This is a genomic window from Methylobacter luteus IMV-B-3098, assembly GCF_000427625.1.
GTDB lineage: Bacteria > Pseudomonadota > Gammaproteobacteria > Methylococcales > Methylomonadaceae > Methylobacter > Methylobacter luteus.
In genome coordinates, this window is sequence record NZ_KE386569.1 from 255,118 (window position 1) to 270,384 (window position 15,267).

Annotated in this window: 18 protein-coding genes and 3 tRNA genes; 14 read left to right on the forward strand and 7 right to left on the reverse strand. The window is 49.1% G+C overall.

Annotated elements, in window-relative coordinates:
- Window positions 1-62: 62 nt before the first annotated feature.
- From cysS to METLU_RS0103210, 5 genes are all read left to right on the forward strand, one after another.
- Window positions 63-1,457 carry a cysteine--tRNA ligase gene (gene cysS, locus METLU_RS0103185; RefSeq protein WP_027156976.1) on the forward strand — a complete coding sequence of 465 codons (1,395 nt, stop codon included), beginning with the start codon at window positions 63-65 and terminating at the stop codon, window positions 1,455-1,457.
- Between the two features lie 105 nt (window positions 1,458-1,562).
- Complete coding sequence (gene fchA / locus METLU_RS0103190) at window positions 1,563-2,192, forward strand: methenyltetrahydrofolate cyclohydrolase (protein WP_027156977.1); 630 nt, start codon at window positions 1,563-1,565, stop codon at window positions 2,190-2,192.
- Between the two features lie 206 nt (window positions 2,193-2,398).
- Window positions 2,399-2,475: transfer RNA gene (locus METLU_RS0103200), tRNA-Pro, on the forward strand.
- 4 nt (window positions 2,476-2,479) lie between these two features.
- A tRNA-Arg gene (locus METLU_RS0103205) sits at window positions 2,480-2,556 on the forward strand.
- 23 nt (window positions 2,557-2,579) lie between these two features.
- Window positions 2,580-2,655, forward strand: a tRNA-His gene (locus METLU_RS0103210).
- Between the two features lie 177 nt (window positions 2,656-2,832).
- On the opposite strand, the gene trxC is transcribed toward METLU_RS0103210, so the two are convergent.
- Together trxC and METLU_RS0103225 are read right to left on the reverse strand one after the other, a co-directional pair.
- The gene (gene trxC, locus METLU_RS0103220) at window positions 2,833-3,264 is read right to left on the reverse strand and encodes a thioredoxin TrxC (RefSeq protein WP_027156978.1); all 432 of its coding nucleotides are present in this window, start codon (window positions 3,262-3,264) and stop codon (window positions 2,833-2,835) included.
- 76 nt (window positions 3,265-3,340) lie between these two features.
- A complete protein-coding gene (locus METLU_RS0103225; RefSeq protein ID WP_027156979.1) occupies window positions 3,341-3,841 on the reverse strand; it encodes a HugZ family pyridoxamine 5'-phosphate oxidase in 501 nt (166 codons plus the stop codon).
- Window positions 3,842-4,208: 367 nt separating this feature from the next.
- Between METLU_RS0103225 and METLU_RS26565 the strand changes: the two genes are divergently transcribed.
- Both METLU_RS26565 and trhA read left to right on the forward strand, forming a co-directional pair.
- Window positions 4,209-4,808 (forward strand): hypothetical protein, encoded by a 600-nt coding sequence (locus tag METLU_RS26565; RefSeq protein WP_155920424.1) that lies wholly within the window; start codon window positions 4,209-4,211, stop codon window positions 4,806-4,808.
- A 165-nt stretch (window positions 4,809-4,973) separates the two neighbouring features.
- Window positions 4,974-5,591: a PAQR family membrane homeostasis protein TrhA gene (gene trhA / locus METLU_RS0103240; protein WP_027156981.1), complete on the forward strand. Its 618-nt coding sequence runs from the start codon at window positions 4,974-4,976 to the stop codon at window positions 5,589-5,591.
- 23 nt (window positions 5,592-5,614) lie between these two features.
- Here the strand turns inward: trhA and METLU_RS29105 are convergent, their stop codons facing one another.
- Both METLU_RS29105 and METLU_RS29110 read right to left on the reverse strand, forming a co-directional pair.
- Window positions 5,615-6,304, reverse strand: coding sequence for an NAD(P)-dependent alcohol dehydrogenase (locus METLU_RS29105; RefSeq protein ID WP_407939054.1), 690 nt, complete (start codon window positions 6,302-6,304; stop codon window positions 5,615-5,617).
- Window positions 6,305-6,329: 25 nt separating this feature from the next.
- Entirely contained in the window at window positions 6,330-6,677 is a 348-nt protein-coding gene (locus METLU_RS29110; RefSeq protein WP_407939055.1) for an alcohol dehydrogenase catalytic domain-containing protein, read from the reverse strand.
- A 194-nt stretch (window positions 6,678-6,871) separates the two neighbouring features.
- Here METLU_RS29110 and METLU_RS0103250 point away from each other — a divergent pair, with 194 nt between their 5' ends.
- Window positions 6,872-7,378: a C40 family peptidase gene (locus METLU_RS0103250; protein ID WP_027156982.1), complete on the forward strand. Its 507-nt coding sequence runs from the start codon at window positions 6,872-6,874 to the stop codon at window positions 7,376-7,378.
- Window positions 7,379-7,402: 24 nt separating this feature from the next.
- Window positions 7,403-8,698 carry a dicarboxylate/amino acid:cation symporter gene (locus METLU_RS0103255; RefSeq protein ID WP_027156983.1) on the forward strand — a complete coding sequence of 432 codons (1,296 nt, stop codon included), beginning with the start codon at window positions 7,403-7,405 and terminating at the stop codon, window positions 8,696-8,698.
- 136 nt (window positions 8,699-8,834) lie between these two features.
- Here the strand turns inward: METLU_RS0103255 and METLU_RS0103260 are convergent, their stop codons facing one another.
- Window positions 8,835-9,995 carry a PQQ-dependent sugar dehydrogenase gene (locus METLU_RS0103260; protein ID WP_027156984.1) on the reverse strand — a complete coding sequence of 387 codons (1,161 nt, stop codon included), beginning with the start codon at window positions 9,993-9,995 and terminating at the stop codon, window positions 8,835-8,837.
- 136 nt (window positions 9,996-10,131) lie between these two features.
- Here METLU_RS0103260 and METLU_RS0103265 point away from each other — a divergent pair, with 136 nt between their 5' ends.
- The 4 genes from METLU_RS0103265 to METLU_RS0103280 all read left to right on the forward strand — a co-directional run bounded on the left by METLU_RS0103265 (window position 10,132) and on the right by METLU_RS0103280 (window position 12,900).
- Complete coding sequence (locus METLU_RS0103265; RefSeq protein WP_027156985.1) at window positions 10,132-10,572, forward strand: ferritin-like domain-containing protein; 441 nt, start codon at window positions 10,132-10,134, stop codon at window positions 10,570-10,572.
- A gap of 70 nt (window positions 10,573-10,642) precedes the next feature.
- On the forward strand, window positions 10,643-10,951 hold the full coding sequence (locus METLU_RS0103270; RefSeq protein ID WP_027156986.1) for a (2Fe-2S) ferredoxin domain-containing protein: 309 nt from the start codon (window positions 10,643-10,645) through the stop codon (window positions 10,949-10,951).
- 189 nt (window positions 10,952-11,140) lie between these two features.
- Window positions 11,141-11,707, forward strand: coding sequence for an elongation factor P-like protein EfpL (efpL, locus tag METLU_RS0103275; protein ID WP_027156987.1), 567 nt, complete (start codon window positions 11,141-11,143; stop codon window positions 11,705-11,707).
- Between the two features lie 29 nt (window positions 11,708-11,736).
- Complete coding sequence (locus tag METLU_RS0103280) at window positions 11,737-12,900, forward strand: methyltransferase (RefSeq protein WP_051300195.1); 1,164 nt, start codon at window positions 11,737-11,739, stop codon at window positions 12,898-12,900.
- A gap of 116 nt (window positions 12,901-13,016) precedes the next feature.
- Here METLU_RS0103280 and METLU_RS28240 read toward each other — a convergent pair whose 3' ends face one another.
- Both METLU_RS28240 and METLU_RS0103295 read right to left on the reverse strand, forming a co-directional pair.
- Window positions 13,017-13,169, reverse strand: coding sequence for a hypothetical protein (locus METLU_RS28240; RefSeq protein WP_196806483.1), 153 nt, complete (start codon window positions 13,167-13,169; stop codon window positions 13,017-13,019).
- Window positions 13,170-13,832: 663 nt separating this feature from the next.
- Window positions 13,833-14,228: a CoA-binding protein gene (locus tag METLU_RS0103295; protein ID WP_051299748.1), complete on the reverse strand. Its 396-nt coding sequence runs from the start codon at window positions 14,226-14,228 to the stop codon at window positions 13,833-13,835.
- Window positions 14,229-14,345: 117 nt separating this feature from the next.
- On the opposite strand from METLU_RS0103295, the gene METLU_RS24365 reads away from it, so the two are divergent.
- Window positions 14,346-15,041: a metal-dependent hydrolase gene (locus METLU_RS24365; RefSeq protein WP_036242813.1), complete on the forward strand. Its 696-nt coding sequence runs from the start codon at window positions 14,346-14,348 to the stop codon at window positions 15,039-15,041.
- Window positions 15,042-15,267 lie beyond the last annotated feature (226 nt).

Consider the following 15,267-nt stretch of genomic DNA (forward strand, 5'->3'; position numbering starts at 1 on the left):
AGAAGTCGATTACGGGCGCTTGGATGGATTTTTTAACGATATGACATGGTAACTATAACTAAATGTTAAAAATATATAACACCCTGACTCGAAAGAAAGAATTGTTTCAGCCGCGCGAAGCGGGCAAAGTCGGCATGTATGTTTGCGGCATGACAGTTTATGACTACTGTCATATCGGTCATGCTCGCGTCATGGTCGTGTTTGATACGGTTGCGCGCTATTTTCGTTATTTGGGTTATGACTTGACTTATGTGCGTAATATAACCGACATTGATGACAAGATTATTCAGAGGGCCAATGAAAACGGCGAAGAATTCGGCAAACTGACGGAGCGTTTCATCGAGGCTATGCATGAGGATGAGCGGGCACTTTCGGTGCTGCCGCCCGATATCGAACCCAGAGCCACGCAATCCATCGCACAGATTATTGCCATGATTGAGTCCTTGGTGGCTAAAGGACTGGCTTATGTTGGCAGTAATGGCGATGTGTTCTATTCGGTAGACAAATTCAAAAACTACGGCCAATTGTCGGGTAAGAACCTGGACGAACTGCAGGCCGGCGAACGCGTTGACGTGGATCTGGCCAAGCAGAATCCGATGGATTTCGTGTTGTGGAAAATGGCTAAGCCGAATGAGCCGGCCTGGGAATCGCCTTGGGGCCTGGGTCGTCCCGGTTGGCATATCGAATGTTCGGCCATGTCGACCTGCTGCCTGGGAAATCATTTCGATATTCATGGTGGCGGCATGGATCTGCAGTTTCCTCACCATGAAAATGAAATCGCCCAGTCGGAAGGTGCGACCGGTGAAAAATTCGTTAATTTATGGATGCACAACGGCTTTGTGCGTATCAATGAAGAGAAAATGTCCAAATCACTGGGCAATTTCTTTACCGTTCGGGAAGTGCTGCAACGCTATCGGCCTGAAATTATACGTTTCTTTATTCTTTCCAGTCATTATCGCAGTCCGCTGAATTATTCCGACGAGCATTTGAATGAGGCAGCAGCAGCCCTAACACGGCTTTATACGGCTCTGCGTGGCATCGAATTGGTAGAGGCAACAATAGAAGCCGATTATAAAACGCGGTTTGAACAGGCCATGGATGATGATTTTAATACGCCTGTTGTCCTGTCCGTATTATTTGATCTGGCCAGAGAGTTGAATAAAGTCAAGGAAAACGATAGAGAAAAAGCGGTGCAATTGGCGGCTACGCTAAGATATTTAGGCAGTCTGCTGGGAATACTGCAAGATGCTCCTGAAACTTTTCTTAAAGGTGGAGCAATAGCCGGTTCGGGCGCCGTGATTTTATCAGGTGAGCAGATTGAACAGCAAATCCAGGCGCGCCTCGATGCCAAAAAGAATAAAGACTGGTCAATTGCCGATCGTATTCGCGATGAATTGAAAGAGCAGGGTGTCATTCTGGAAGATGTGCCGGGCGGCACGAATTGGCGCCGGGAATAATATGGCAATAAATGTTCAGGCTCACGTACAGGTAAAGCCAAAATATTATCTCAGGGCAAACGCGTTTGCTTGAGAAGTAGAGTTAATGATTAAAGAAGGATAGTAATGAGCGAAATAAAAGATAAATCAGTCCAGGTATTCCTTGATGAATTGGCCAGCAAAGCGCCTACGCCCGGCGGCGGCAGCGCCGCCGCTGTAATGGGCGCGCAATCGGCCGCCTTAACCAGCATGGTGTGCAATCTGACTATCGGCAAGCCTAAATACGTCGAGGTCGAAGCTGAAATGCAGGCGCTGCTGGAGAAATCGGAAGCTCTGCGGGAAAAACTGATCGGCATGATTAAAGCCGATGTGGATGTCTTTGATCGTTTAATGGCTACCTACGGTTTGCCGAAAGAAACTGAAGAGGAAAAAACGGCGCGCAGTGCAGCTATTCAGGCCGTGTTAAAAGAAGCGACAGAGGTACCTCTGGCATGTGCCCGCGCCAGTGCGGAAGCAATTGAATTAAGCCGTATTGCGGCAGATAAGGGTAATCTGGGCGTGATCAGTGATGCCGGCGTGGCTGTGATGGCCGGCTACGGCGCCTTAAAAAGCGCAGCTCTGAATGTCTATATCAACGCCGGCAGTCTTAAAGACAGAGACTTTGCCGAGGCAAAGCTGGCAGAACTGGAACGGATCATGAAGGGCGCTGATGTGGCGGCTGAAGAAATTTATCAGCTTGTTAAAGCCAAGTTGTAATCATCAAATTCGGCCGTCGTATAGGCGGCCAGATGTGTTTTAAATGTGATGATGAAGTATTTTAATTTCAATGATTTATGCTTTATTTGAAAAATAACTATAAAAATACTCAAAAAAGAGTTGACGAGAAAGGGAAGCTCCCTTATCATAGTCAGCTCTTCAAGGGTGGTTGAGAAGTTTAGCAAGCCATTAATAAAGAAGGTCGTCGGGGTATAGCGCAGTTTGGTAGCGCGCCTGCTTTGGGAGCAGGATGTCGGGGGTTCGAATCCCTCTACCCCGACCAATTTGCGCTTGTAGCTCAACCGGATAGAGCACCGGCCTTCTAAGCCGGGGGTCGCAGGTTCGAGTCCTGCCAAGCGCGCCATTTCTTGAGAAGTCCATATTATGGTGAGCGTAGCTCAGTTGGTAGAGCCCCGGATTGTGATTCCGGTTGTCGTGGGTTCGAGCCCCATCGTTCACCCCATCTTTTTCAATAGCTACTAATGCTTTTGATTTTTTCACCGTCATCCCTCTTATTCAAATTCTCTGCGTTCATACTGAATATCCGGTTCAAGCCAAGCGTAGCGCGATTGTTTCTGTAATCAATCCATTTCCATAGCATAAATGCATCCTGATCATGCTTCAACAAGCCAGGATGAATTTAAACATGACTGCTGATCCAGCGCTCAATATCTTGGGCATTCATGGCGCCTGACTGACGGGCAATCTCACGGCCGGCTTTAAATAGAATCATCGTAGGAATGCTGCGAATGTTAAATTGAGCGGCAATGCCTTGTTCCTGTTCAGTATTAAGCTTGGCCAAACGTACCCGAGGTTCAAGTTTAGCCGCAGCCTGGGCGAAAGCCGGAGCCATCATCTTGCAAGGCCCGCACCAGGGCGCCCAGAAATCGACAACGACAGCAATATCATTGAGCGAAATATGACGTTGGAAATGATCGCTGTTTAATTCCAGTGGCTGGCCGGTAAATAAAGTTTGCTTACATTTTCCGCAATGGGGGTGGTGCTCCAAACGGTCGGAAGGAATTCGATTTGTGGTGTGACAGAAAGGGCAGACTATATGCATGGAACTCATGTTGGGGATCTTCTTTTAAAGTTTAGACAGGTCTGATATAAGGCCATCAAGTCTAAAAATCAATTGTATCTATACCTTATGTTTTTGAATTAACAGGGCGCACGCTCCCGTTATGCATGTCAATAATATAAGCGCGACCGAAACCTACCACATATCGTCCATTTTCAGGATGTAAAGCAAATAAATGAAAATCCGACAACGAACGTAACAGGCTGACGACTTCGCCGAATTTGGCGCTCAGGGCTTGCAACTGGATAGTGTAAATCTCGTCATCATGTGCTATCTCGTTAACTTTACAACCAAATACAGCCCGCTCACGCGCAAATAGATTATGAGATTCGGATTCCGGGCGTATAAACATCACAGATGCCTGCGGATTGAGCAGCAAATTGGCAGTGTGGCTGGCAAGTTCGCTGACAAAGATATAAAAGCATCCTGCCTGATCTTGTACAAAAGGTGCATAACTGATGTCGGGAGTGCCGTTCGCTGTGGCGGTCGATAGCAATAATGTTTGCTGGGACGCAATCAGTTTACGGCAATCGATGGCTATGTCGTCGAGATTTTCTGTTTCGTTCATCTTAGGTGTGCTCTTTGTTGTATTCGTTATTATGAGATACTCTTCCCCGCATTCAATTTTTACGGTTTTTCGAATTTTCCTGGATCAAGGCCGGTTTGGTTGCACGATTTCGCCCGCTATTGAGCTCCATCTCCACTGTCGCAAGCATGTACTGTCCATTATTGACCAAGCCCGATTGACAAGCGAATATACACTTGTGAATTAGGGTGATCATAGATATTTTTCTTTTGGAACTTTATCAAAAATATCGGTTTCAAAAAAAAGCGAAACTTAAGGTTTCCTGATTGTGGAGAAATATATTCAAGACTGTCCGGCTTGCAGGTCCATGCCCAATTAGCCATCAGATACTGATGAAAGTGATTATCCAGTGATTCAGCAATTAGTATCGTCCTTAATTGTCCGATCCTATGTCGCGCGCGCTCTCTGCGCATTTTTGATGCTGTCTTATTTCAAACAAAGGATGCGGCGTACGCTGATCTGGCTGATCAACGGCTATTTCGTGGCATGGGCCGCCGAATGGGGCAGCATCAACTTTGATTTTCCTTTCGGCTGGTACGTTTATCACTACGATGTGCTCGAAAACGACCTGATCGTATTCGGCATGCCGTTCTTCGACAGTTTGTCGTTCATGTTCCTTAGCTATGTCAGCTTCTCGGTTGCGCAATTTTTCCTGTCGTCGTTGCAAGGGCGTGGCCTGGCTGAGCGGAAGCACTATGACGACCGTCCATCGCAATTTGCTGATTTGCCTTGCAACGGTGTAAGGGCGCCCGGTTTATGGTTCGGTATCGCACTGTTCCAGTTGGGTGTGACTTATTGGCTGGCGCTTGCCGATATCGTCACGCCCATTGGTCGCGAGCGCATCCTGCTGCTGGTCTTGACCGGCTGCTTTGTTATCGGGCCGATCCTGTTGCTTACCGTTGCGAAATTTGCAAAGCTTGCTAACCGGGGGGCAATGAATTGGAATTGATACACGGGCATGTCAATCTCCTATTCGGGCAGGCAGTCGAAAGCTACAGTGGCAATCGAGACAGAAACCGACAATGACAAGGGCTTAAAGAGCACGTATTCTTAATCCAGTCGAGCTGGTAACGCTATTACATGACCGGGTTTAGCAAAGTTAAGGGTAGCGCAAGTGCATGATGGAGAACGATTCAATGTCATCAGTCATTTACTGGGCGCGATAGCCGCCTCTACGGGCCTGGTAATGCTGGTTGTGCTGGCGGCACGACAGGGAGATGTATGGAAAATCATCAGCTTCAGTATTTATGGAGCCTCTCTTGTACTGGTCTATACTTTTTCGACGCTCTACCACGGCTTGGAGGGCAAAGCCAAAGAACTGTTCGCCGAACTCGACCATCATGCCATTTATATCCTGATTGCCGGCACCTATACGCCTTTCACACTGGTTACATTGCGTGGCAGCTGGGGCTGGTCAATATTTGGAATCGTCTGGAGTCTGGCGGCGCTAGGGAGCCTGCTGGAGTTACTGTCCAAAAAAGAGCAGCGAATTCTGCCGGTCGTTATTTATCTTCTGATGGGCTGGATTATACTGATTGCCCTCAAGCCATTGCTGCAAGTCATGCCGATGAAGGGCTTTGTCTGGCTCTTGTCGGGAGGGCTGTTTTATAGCGTAGGCGTGGTGTTTTACGCGCTGGATGACAGAGTCAGGTATTTTCATAATATTTGGCACATTTTTGTATTGGCGGGCAGTATCTGTCATTACTTTACCGTGCTCTTTTTTGTGGCTTGATGCCCGCCAGATCGAGTAAAAACTTAACGGTCTGTATCACCCTTTAAACTGGCCAGGTCAATAACGAAGCGGTACTTCACATCGCTCTTCAGCATACGTTCATAGGCTTCATTAATTTGCTGGATCGGGATGATTTCGATATCGGCCGTAATCTGGTGCTGGGCACAAAAATCGAGCATTTCCTGTGTTTCCTTTAAACCGCCGATCAGAGAGCCGGCAATGCTGCGGCGCTTGAAGATCAGGTTGCCAACGGCAGGGGAGGGATGCGCGTGATCGGGCACGCCCACCAGGCATAAAGTGCCGTCCCTCTTGAGCAATGCCGTGTAAGCGTCCAGATTGTGCGAAGCGGCCACGGTATTCAGGATAAAATCAAAGCTGGCGCGGTGCTTGCCCATTGCATCGGCATCTTTCGACACGACCACTTCATGGGCGCCCAGGCGCTTGGCGTCTTCCGTTTTGTTTGCCGAGGTTGTGAACAACACGACATGAGCACCAAACGCACGCGTGAATTTTACCGCCATGTGACCGAGTCCGCCCAGGCCGACAATGCCGACTTTGTCGCCCGGCCCTACCTGCCAGTGCCGTAACGGGGAGTAAGTGGTAATGCCCGCGCATAATAAGGGTGCTGCCGCAGCCGGATCAAGGCTATCCGAGATATGCAGCACAAAACGCTGGTCGACGACGATCTGATTGGAATAGCCGCCGTAAGTCATTAGGCCGGTATGCGGATCTGGGCTGTTATAGGTAAACGTGGCCGCAGTCGCAGAACTGCTCCTGATGATCGTGGCAATCGGGGCAGGTGCCGCATGAGTCGACCAGGCAGCCGACGCCGACCAGTTCACCGATTTTAAAATCCGTTACGTCACTGCCAACAGCGGTCACTTTGCCGATGATTTCATGGCCCGGCACGATCGGAAATGTCGAGCCGCCCCATTCATTGCGTACCTGATGAAGATCGGAATGACATACGCCGCAGAATAAAATATCGATCTGGACATCGGTCGGTTTCGGATCGCGCCGCTCAAAGCTGAACGGGACGAGCAGGGAGTGATGATCATGGGCGGCATAACCGATAGTCTTCCGCATAATAATGTTCCTGTTTAGCGTTTCGTTAAAGAACAAGCTGGACAGCTGCTTGAACAGCTCAGGTTCCTGAAGCCATTAAACGTTTCTCAAGCCGATTATGTGCGCTTGTTATCGGATTCGGATATGATAATGCAATCATTTAGTTGTATGCCGTTCCTGTTAATAATTCTTAACTGTTTTTATTATCAAAGCCATTGAAAAATTCCGCTGGAGTAGACGATCTGTATTTTTTCATCCGGCTTATCCTGCCGTTAGTGTCGGCTTTGTTTGTCGGTTGCGCCCATGAGCCTAAAATCAGTCCGGTGAGGCCCGCGCACTCACAACTGCCGCCGGTCATCAATTATGCCCTGAGCTTACAAGGCGTTCCCTATCGCTATGGCAAGTCCTCTCCGCAAGAGGGTTTCGATTGCAGCGGCTTTATCAAACATGTTTATGAACGGCAAGGCATCGCTTTGCCGCGCACGACGCGCGAGATGGCCAGGGCCCTGCCGCCGATCTCGATACACGATCTCAGTTCCGGCGATCTGGTTTTTTTCAATACCAATGGCCGCCCGTTTTCCCATGTCGGCCTGTATATCAGCGATAATAACTTTATCCATGCTCCCAGCCAGCGTACCGGCAAGGTGTTGGTATCGAGTTTGAATAATCAATACTGGCGCCAGCATTTGATTGGCGCACGTCGGCCCGCACAGTGGCGTTAACTGAAATTTTTATCCTGAGTATCCATGCAAGTCGTCCAGAGCCGGAAAAAATCCTATCAACAGCTTTATGTTCAAGTATTGACGGCCATTGCACTGGCCATTCTGCTCGGCCATTTCTATCCTGAAACCGGCATCGCCATGAAACCTTTAGGCGACGGTTTCATCAAGCTGGTCAAGATGATTATCACGCCGATCATTTTCTGCACCGTCGTTTCCGGCATTGCTGGCATGCGGGATATGAACAAGGTCGGGCGCGTCGGCATCAGGGCGTTAGTCTATTTCGAGGTCGTCAGCACGTTGGCGCTGGCTATCGGGCTGATCGTAGTTCATGTCATCAAGCCCGGCGCAGGCATGAATATTGATGTCAGCACGCTCGATACCACGGGATTAACTGCCTATACCACGGCGGCGAAAACACAGAGCACCGTGGATTTTCTACTCAATATCATTCCTACTAGCGTTGTCGATGCCTTCGCCAAGGGCGATATCCTGCAGGTGTTGCTGTTTGCGTTGCTGTTCGGTTTCTCGCTGGCCGCCATGGGGAAACTCGGCGAAGACGTAGCACTGTTCATCGACAAGGTTTCGCAGGTGCTGTTCGGTATCGTCGCGACTGTCATGAAGCTGGCGCCGATCGGCGCTTTCGGGGCCATGGCCTTTACGATCGGCAAATACGGCATCGCAACGCTCGCGCCTTTGGCGAAATTGATGGGCAGCTTTTATCTGACCTGTCTACTGTTTATTTTTATCGTGCTGGGGCTGATCGCTCGATTGACGGGTTTCAGCATCCTGAAATTCATACGCTACATCAAGGAGGAGTTGCTGATTGTGCTGGGCACGTCTTCCTCGGAATCGGTACTGCCGCGCATCATGCTGAAAATGGAGAAACTGGGCTGTTCGAAATCCGTTGTGGGCCTGGTGATTCCGACCGGGTATTCGTTCAATCTGGACGGCACATCGATTTACCTGACCATGGCCGCGATCTTCGTCGCTCAGGCTACCAACACGCCGCTGACGCTGACGCAGGAATTGACGATACTCGGCGTTCTGCTGCTGACCTCGAAAGGCGCATCGGGTGTGACCGGCAGCGGCTTTATTACCCTGGCCGCGACGTTGTCGGCCATCCCGACCATTCCGTTGGCCGGGCTGGCGCTGATTCTCGGCATAGACCGCTTTATGTCAGAGGCACGCGCGCTGACCAATCTGATCGGTAACGGTGTCGCGACTGTGGTCGCTGCCAAATGGGAGAATGAGCTGGACGAGAGACGGCTTGATGCTGCGCTTAACGGTATAGGCGATGCGGTTGAGTTGCCGGAGTCTTGAGCCGCGGCAGCGTAAAATGCCCCGGCTGTATTCTTGTAACATAGGAAAATAATTTTCTTAAATGAGCAGAGATTTTTCGATGTAGGTGCGAATTCATTCGCACCTATAATTTCCTGATTAATTTCATGCCTATTACTTAATGCCGGTAAACGCGGTAGATACTGCCCGTAAAGTCATCCGAGATATAAATAGCACCGTCCGGTCCCTCGGCAACATCGACAGGCCGGCCTATGACGTCGCCTTTATGTTCAAAGCCGGTAACAAAGTTGCGTTCCGTGATCGTGCCATTGGGTCCAAAATGCAGCGACACGACCTTATAACCGATTTTTTCGGTGCGGTTCCAGGAGCCGTGCAGGGCGACCAGTGCCGAGTTTTTGAATTCCGGCGGCAAGTTTTTGCTGCGAAGGAAAGTGATGCCAAGAGGTGCTGTATGGGCTGCAAATTCATGAACCGGAGCCTGGCTGTTGCGTATTTTTTCCTCATTGCCGGCGCCAAAGTCAGGATCAGGGATTTTGTTGCCGTTCGCATAAGGCCAGCCGTAAAACTTGCCTTGCTCGATCCGGTTAAGTTCGCAGGGCGGGAAATCATCGCCCAGGAAATCGCGACCGTTATCGACGCCGAACAGTTCATGGGTGACAGGATGCCAGTCAAAACCGACCGTATTGCGCAGCCCCGTCGCAAATAATTCTTCCTTTCCGCCGTTTGAGTCATAGCGCAGCATGGCTGCCCGCTTCGGATTTTTTTCCACACAGGCATTACAGCTCGATCCGACCGATACATACATCAGGCCGTCCGGCCCGAAGCGTACCGTGCGGCTCCAGTGATTATTGCCTCCAGGAATATCGGTGACGATATGCTCGTATTCGCCTTGTGTCTGACGCGTCAGGGCATCGAAGCGTATGCGTCCGATCGCGTCGGTTTCGGCAATATATAAGCGGCCTTGATGAAGATCCAGGCCGTGCGGCCGATTCAGCCCGGTCAGTAGATCGCTTCTGCCGTCCGGTGCGCCGTCATGATTGGCATCCCGCTCAAGCAATACGACCCGGCCTTCGGAAGGCAGGCTGACCAGCAGATCGCCCGCTTCGGTAAAACGCAGCATGCGGGCGTCGGGTAAATCTTTTGCATAGACCGAAATCGAAAAGCCCGGTGGCAAGCCTATGCGCGCGCTCAACAGCACTTCGGCCGGTGGATTTTTCTTCAGCAAAGGCGTATTAATGCCGAGCCAACGGGAAACCAGGAATCCAAGAATGGCCCCTATGATAATGATACGCGCCAGTGCCCAAAGAAATTTATGCATAAGGAATACCATTCAACTATCGAAGTTCTTTTCGAGGACATGAAGTCAGCATTTTTTGTAATTTGAACGGGCACCAATGAAGAAGTTTCTTTTCAAATGAATAAGATGTTCATCAATTTTTCTATTGGAGACTACCATGGCTGAAACCGGAATCGATAATGACGCAGTGCTGACTGTGCTGAATAAAATCCTGGAAACCGAACTGGCCGGCGTTGTTTGTTATTCGCATTACGCATTGATGATATATGGCTATAACCGTATCCCCATTGTTTCGTGGCTGCGCGGTCAGGCAGCCGAATCCTTGACCCATGCCAATGAAGCAGGTGAATTGATTACCGATTTTGGCGGACATCCTTCTCTTGGCATCGGCCCGTTGCTGGAATCGCACCGTCATGACATCGGCGATATCCTGACGGAATCGCTGGAGCATGAAATGCTGGCTTTATCGGCTTATTATGAATTGCTGGAACTGGTGAAAGACCGAAACGTGATGCTGGAGGAGTATGCCAGGCGCCTGATCGCTCAGGAGGAAACGCATCTGAGCGAAGTGCGCAAAATGCTCAGAAAGCCCGGCTAATAAAGAAACCTGTGCAAATTTCCAGGCCGCGATAAAATAGGTGGCCATAAAGACTATGATGTGAGTTGCCATGAGCTATTACAAATACCACGTATTTTTCTGTACCCACCAGCGCGAGAATGGCAGTGCCTGCTGCGCGAACCGCGGCGCCCAGATTGCGCGCGATTACGCCAAGGATCAGGTTAAAAAATTGAAACTGAACGGTCGAGACAAGTGCCGCATCAATAATGCCGGCTGCATGGACCGCTGTGGTGAAGGCCCGGTGCTGGTGGTGTATCCGGAAGAGGTATGGTACACCTATCATGATAAAGCCGATATTGATGAGATTATCGAGGAACATCTGCAGCATGGGCGCATCGTCGAGCGCTTGAAAATCTAAGCGGACATGGCCCGTCTGAACCTGGCTGGCCTTGCTGATTCTCCTCAACGGACTGCTTCAAGCCGTGCTTCTGCGATATAATAACCAACGCAATACAAAAGCCGCGGCTATCGGTTTGGGCGGTCGTTGTTAATTATTAAATCCAGAACCTTGTTGTATGGCGGCAGGGATTATCATAAGGAGAATTTTGTGGCAAAGGCCAGTGATTTGAAAAAAGGCATGGTTGTCGAAATAAACGGCGTCCCGCATGTGGTCAAGCAAGTCGAAGTCAGAAGTCCCTCGTCCCGAGGTGCGACGACATTGTACAAAGTCCGTTTTAACAATCTTAAGACAGGTCAGAAGCTGGACGAGTCTTTAAAGGGTGATGATTTCTTTAAGGATGCCGATTGCGTGCGCGCCAAAGTGCAGTTCTCTTATATCGACGGCGACAACTACATCTTCATGAATATGGAAGACTATAGCCAGTACAGTCTCAGCGCTGAAGATCTGGAAGGGCAGAAGGAATACCTGACCGAAGGGCTCGAAGGCATCGTGGCCCTGCTGACAGACGATGCCTTGCTGGCTATCGAACTGCCCGGATCCGTCGTGCTCGGGATTGTGGATACGGCGCCCGGCATAAAAGGCGCGACGATGACAGGCCGCACCAAGCCGGCGCGGCTGACAACAGGACTGGAAGTTCAGGTGCCTGAGTACCTGGAGAATGAAGAGCTGATCAGGATCAATACCGCGACCGGCAAATTCATGTCGCGCGCTTAATATTTAGTGTTATGAAAACGGGCGGCCGCATGGTTGCCCATAGTGGACCATGTGTGGACAATCTCTTAACCGTACCTCAGGGCGAGTTTAAACTGAATCGCCTGCCGCTACGCGCGCGCGAGCTGCTGCGCGCCTGGGACGCGGCCGATGAATACCTGCTCAATTACCTGGCAGAAGACGGGAAACCGCCGGCCGATGCCCGGATTTTAATTCTCAACGACACGTTCGGCGCCCTGGCCGTGGCGCTGAACCGTTTCCGGCCGCAGGCGATTTCCGACTCGTATCTATCGCAGCAGGCGAGCCGTATGAATCTGGCCGGCAATGGCCTGGCCGAGGACAGCGTCAGTCTGTTGAACAGCCTGGAAGCACCGGACGGTGTTTTCGACCGGGTTCTGATCAAAGTACCGAAAACATTGGCTTTACTGGAGGATCAGTTGATCCGCCTGCAGCCGCATCTGACGTCATCGACCCGGGTTATCGTCGGCGGCATGATTAAGGCCTTGCCGGCTTCGGTCTGGAAAATACTGGAACGTCTGGTCGGTCCGGCGACAACGTCTCTAGCGCACAAAAAGGCGCGCCTGATTTTCACCGCGCCTGATCCGAAACGGATTGTGCCGGCCAATCCTTATCCAGTTCGCTATCGGCTTGAGGGCACCGATTATCTGATCACCAATCACGCCAATGTATTTTCGCGCGACAGCCTCGATATCGGTACGCGCTTTTTTCTGCAGCACCTGCCCATCAAGTCCGAAGCACGCGATATTATCGATCTAGGCTGCGGCAATGGTGTAGTCGGCTTGATGGCCGCCGTAAGCAATCCGCAAGCGACTGTTCACTTTGTTGATGAGTCTTTTATGGCAGTGGCTTCTGCAAGAGAAAATTTTTATAGCGCTTTGGGGTCGGAGCGGCAGGCGATCTTCCGCACTGGTGACGGATTGACGGATTTTGAGCCGGATTCGGCCGACTTGATTCTTTGTAATCCGCCTTTTCATCAGCAACATACCGTGGGCGATCAGATCGCTTTAAGCATGTTCAAGCACGCGCGCAGAATATTGCGGCCAGGCGGTGAGTTATGGGTGATTGGCAATCGCCATCTGGATTACCCTATGGCGCTTAAGCGGCTTTTTGGCAGCTGTGCGGTTATCGCAGCCAATTCAAAATTTGTGATCCTGCACGCCTGCGTCAATGATTAGCAAGGTTCAGGGCAAAAAAAACTCCCACTGTTTTTTCAGCAGTGGGAGTGCGAGAAGTCAAACAGGACAATCAGTCGTCACTGTCTGGAGTGCAATACCAGGAGATGGTAAAAATGTTAGTCGTGCAGTCTGCGATTGAAGAATATATTACTAAAAATAGCCGATGCTGCAAACAGAACGGTAGAAACAATAAATTCGCCTGAAATAAAACCAAAAACGCCTGTGATGAACATCAGGCCAATGAAAACATCTCTTTGAAAATCAGTCATTTTGAAGATCCGTTAATATATGTGGATAGGAAATAAGTGAATTGAGGCATACTATACAGCCGCTCTTATTAGTTGACAACATGGCTTGTTATTAATTAATAGTTTCTTTATTTGAAATAATATATGGCTCGCTTTACTGATTCAGCGTGAATCTGATCATTAAGCCAGGCACAGTCCTCCATTTCCAGATAGAAGCTCGAATCAGCCGATATGGATTTAAGTGCCGGATGAATTCTGGCATTTAACATCCGCCGCTCTTTACGATTAATTATCTTGTTTTCAATTCGGTTCTGTTGTGTTAGCGCAACGTTAGAACCAGATTCACCGGAGAATAAATTGCATATTGTTCTCAATTTTGCCTAAAAAAGCAGATTAATCCCAAGGAAGTTATCCACATTTTCTGTGGATAACTCTGTGAGTAACTTGAAAATAAATTAGCTAACTGGTCACTTTTAAAGTCTTTTTGTTAGATTGTTCAGCTTTTGGACAATTATTCAAGCTTTGAAACATTATCTTTAGCTATCAATGAGATATGAATGTCAATAGCGCCTATTGGCATTATTTTGGCAGTTAAAAACGATTGACAGACAAGATAATCGGGTGCCGAGAATCTTTACCTATCTGTTGTGGGAAAAAATAACTTTGACAACATTCTGTCAAGTTTTATTTCGAAATAAATCGACTCTCTACCATGATGCAAGCCGTTAGATAGTTGAACCGGTTTTGTTGTAAAAAATCGATGACTGCCGGGGTAGTTGTGCCCGGTTGCAGCCAGACATTCATCAGTCCCAGATCAAGGCATTGTTTTAATATTTTCAAGGTTACTTCAGGCGGGACCACAAAGTCGACAATCGTCGGTTTTTCGGGTATTTCCGATAGTGACGGATAAACCGAATCATGTTCTACCATTTTCTTGTTAGGATTGACTGGAAACAAGCGGAAGCCTTTACGCTTTAGATCCTTATAAATAATGTTGCCGAATTTGGCGGGATTGTCTGTGGCGCCAACAATGGCAATGGTCGTATCGGGGTGTTTTAGCAGCGAAATCAGGTCAGTCATAAGCTTTCCAAAAAAAGTCAGGGTGACGGGTAATCATTGAGTCAATTTGCCATGCATGCAGACATATGATCTCATATGCGCCTTTTTGTTCTGATAATTAGGAGATCATTGCTTAGTATGGCGAATTTCAAAGCCCATGTATTCATCGCCGCGGCTGCCAGCAGTGGCACCGCCCTGGTTGCCGCTAATGTGGGGCTGATTGATGGCGCCGATGCGCCCTGGCTTATTTTTTTGGGGATAGTCGGCGGCATGCTGCCTGATATCGATGCCAGCAATTCCAAGCCGGTCAAGCTGTTGTTCAACGTACTGGCCTTATTGGGTGTGTCCGGCGTATGGGTGGCATTCAAGGATGGCTATGCTCAACAACAGCTGCTGCTGGGTATTGTGGCCACTTATCTTGGGATACGCTATGGCTTGTTTTTCCTGTTTAACAGTTTTACCGAGCACCGTGGGGTGTTTCATTCCCTGTTAGCGGCCGTGTTTTTTGCCTGTTTAATGACCTGTATCAGTTTTTATTTCCTCGAATGGGATATTTTACACGCTTGGCTGAACGGTTTGTTCATAGCCGTCGGCTTTATTGTGCATCTGTTGCTGGATGAGCTGTATAGCGTTGATTTATCCAATACGAGAATGAAAAAATCGTTTGGTACGGCGTTGAAATTATTCAGTTATAAGAATATTCCGGCTTCTGTGTTAATGACAGTGTGCACGATAGCGCTTTACTGGCTGGCGCCGTCGCCGGCACCTTTTCTGAAGGTCTGGCAGTCGGCTCACTGGAATCAGTATTTAACGCAGGCAAAGCTTTGCCAATAGAATAAGAATTCTCTTCAGGTTGAGTCCCAAGCCTGTTGATATTTAATGAACTATGCTTTATGGCTATTGAAAAATAGCGGCCCAGTTTGTGGCTTAATTGTCAGATAACCACCAAATACAATAGAATAACCGGCTTTTGGACGTAACTCAGGTGCTTCAATTTGAAGTGCCGGCGGCGGATCAGGTTATGTCAGTACGGTAGTTATCGATCCGCTCAAGAGGAATC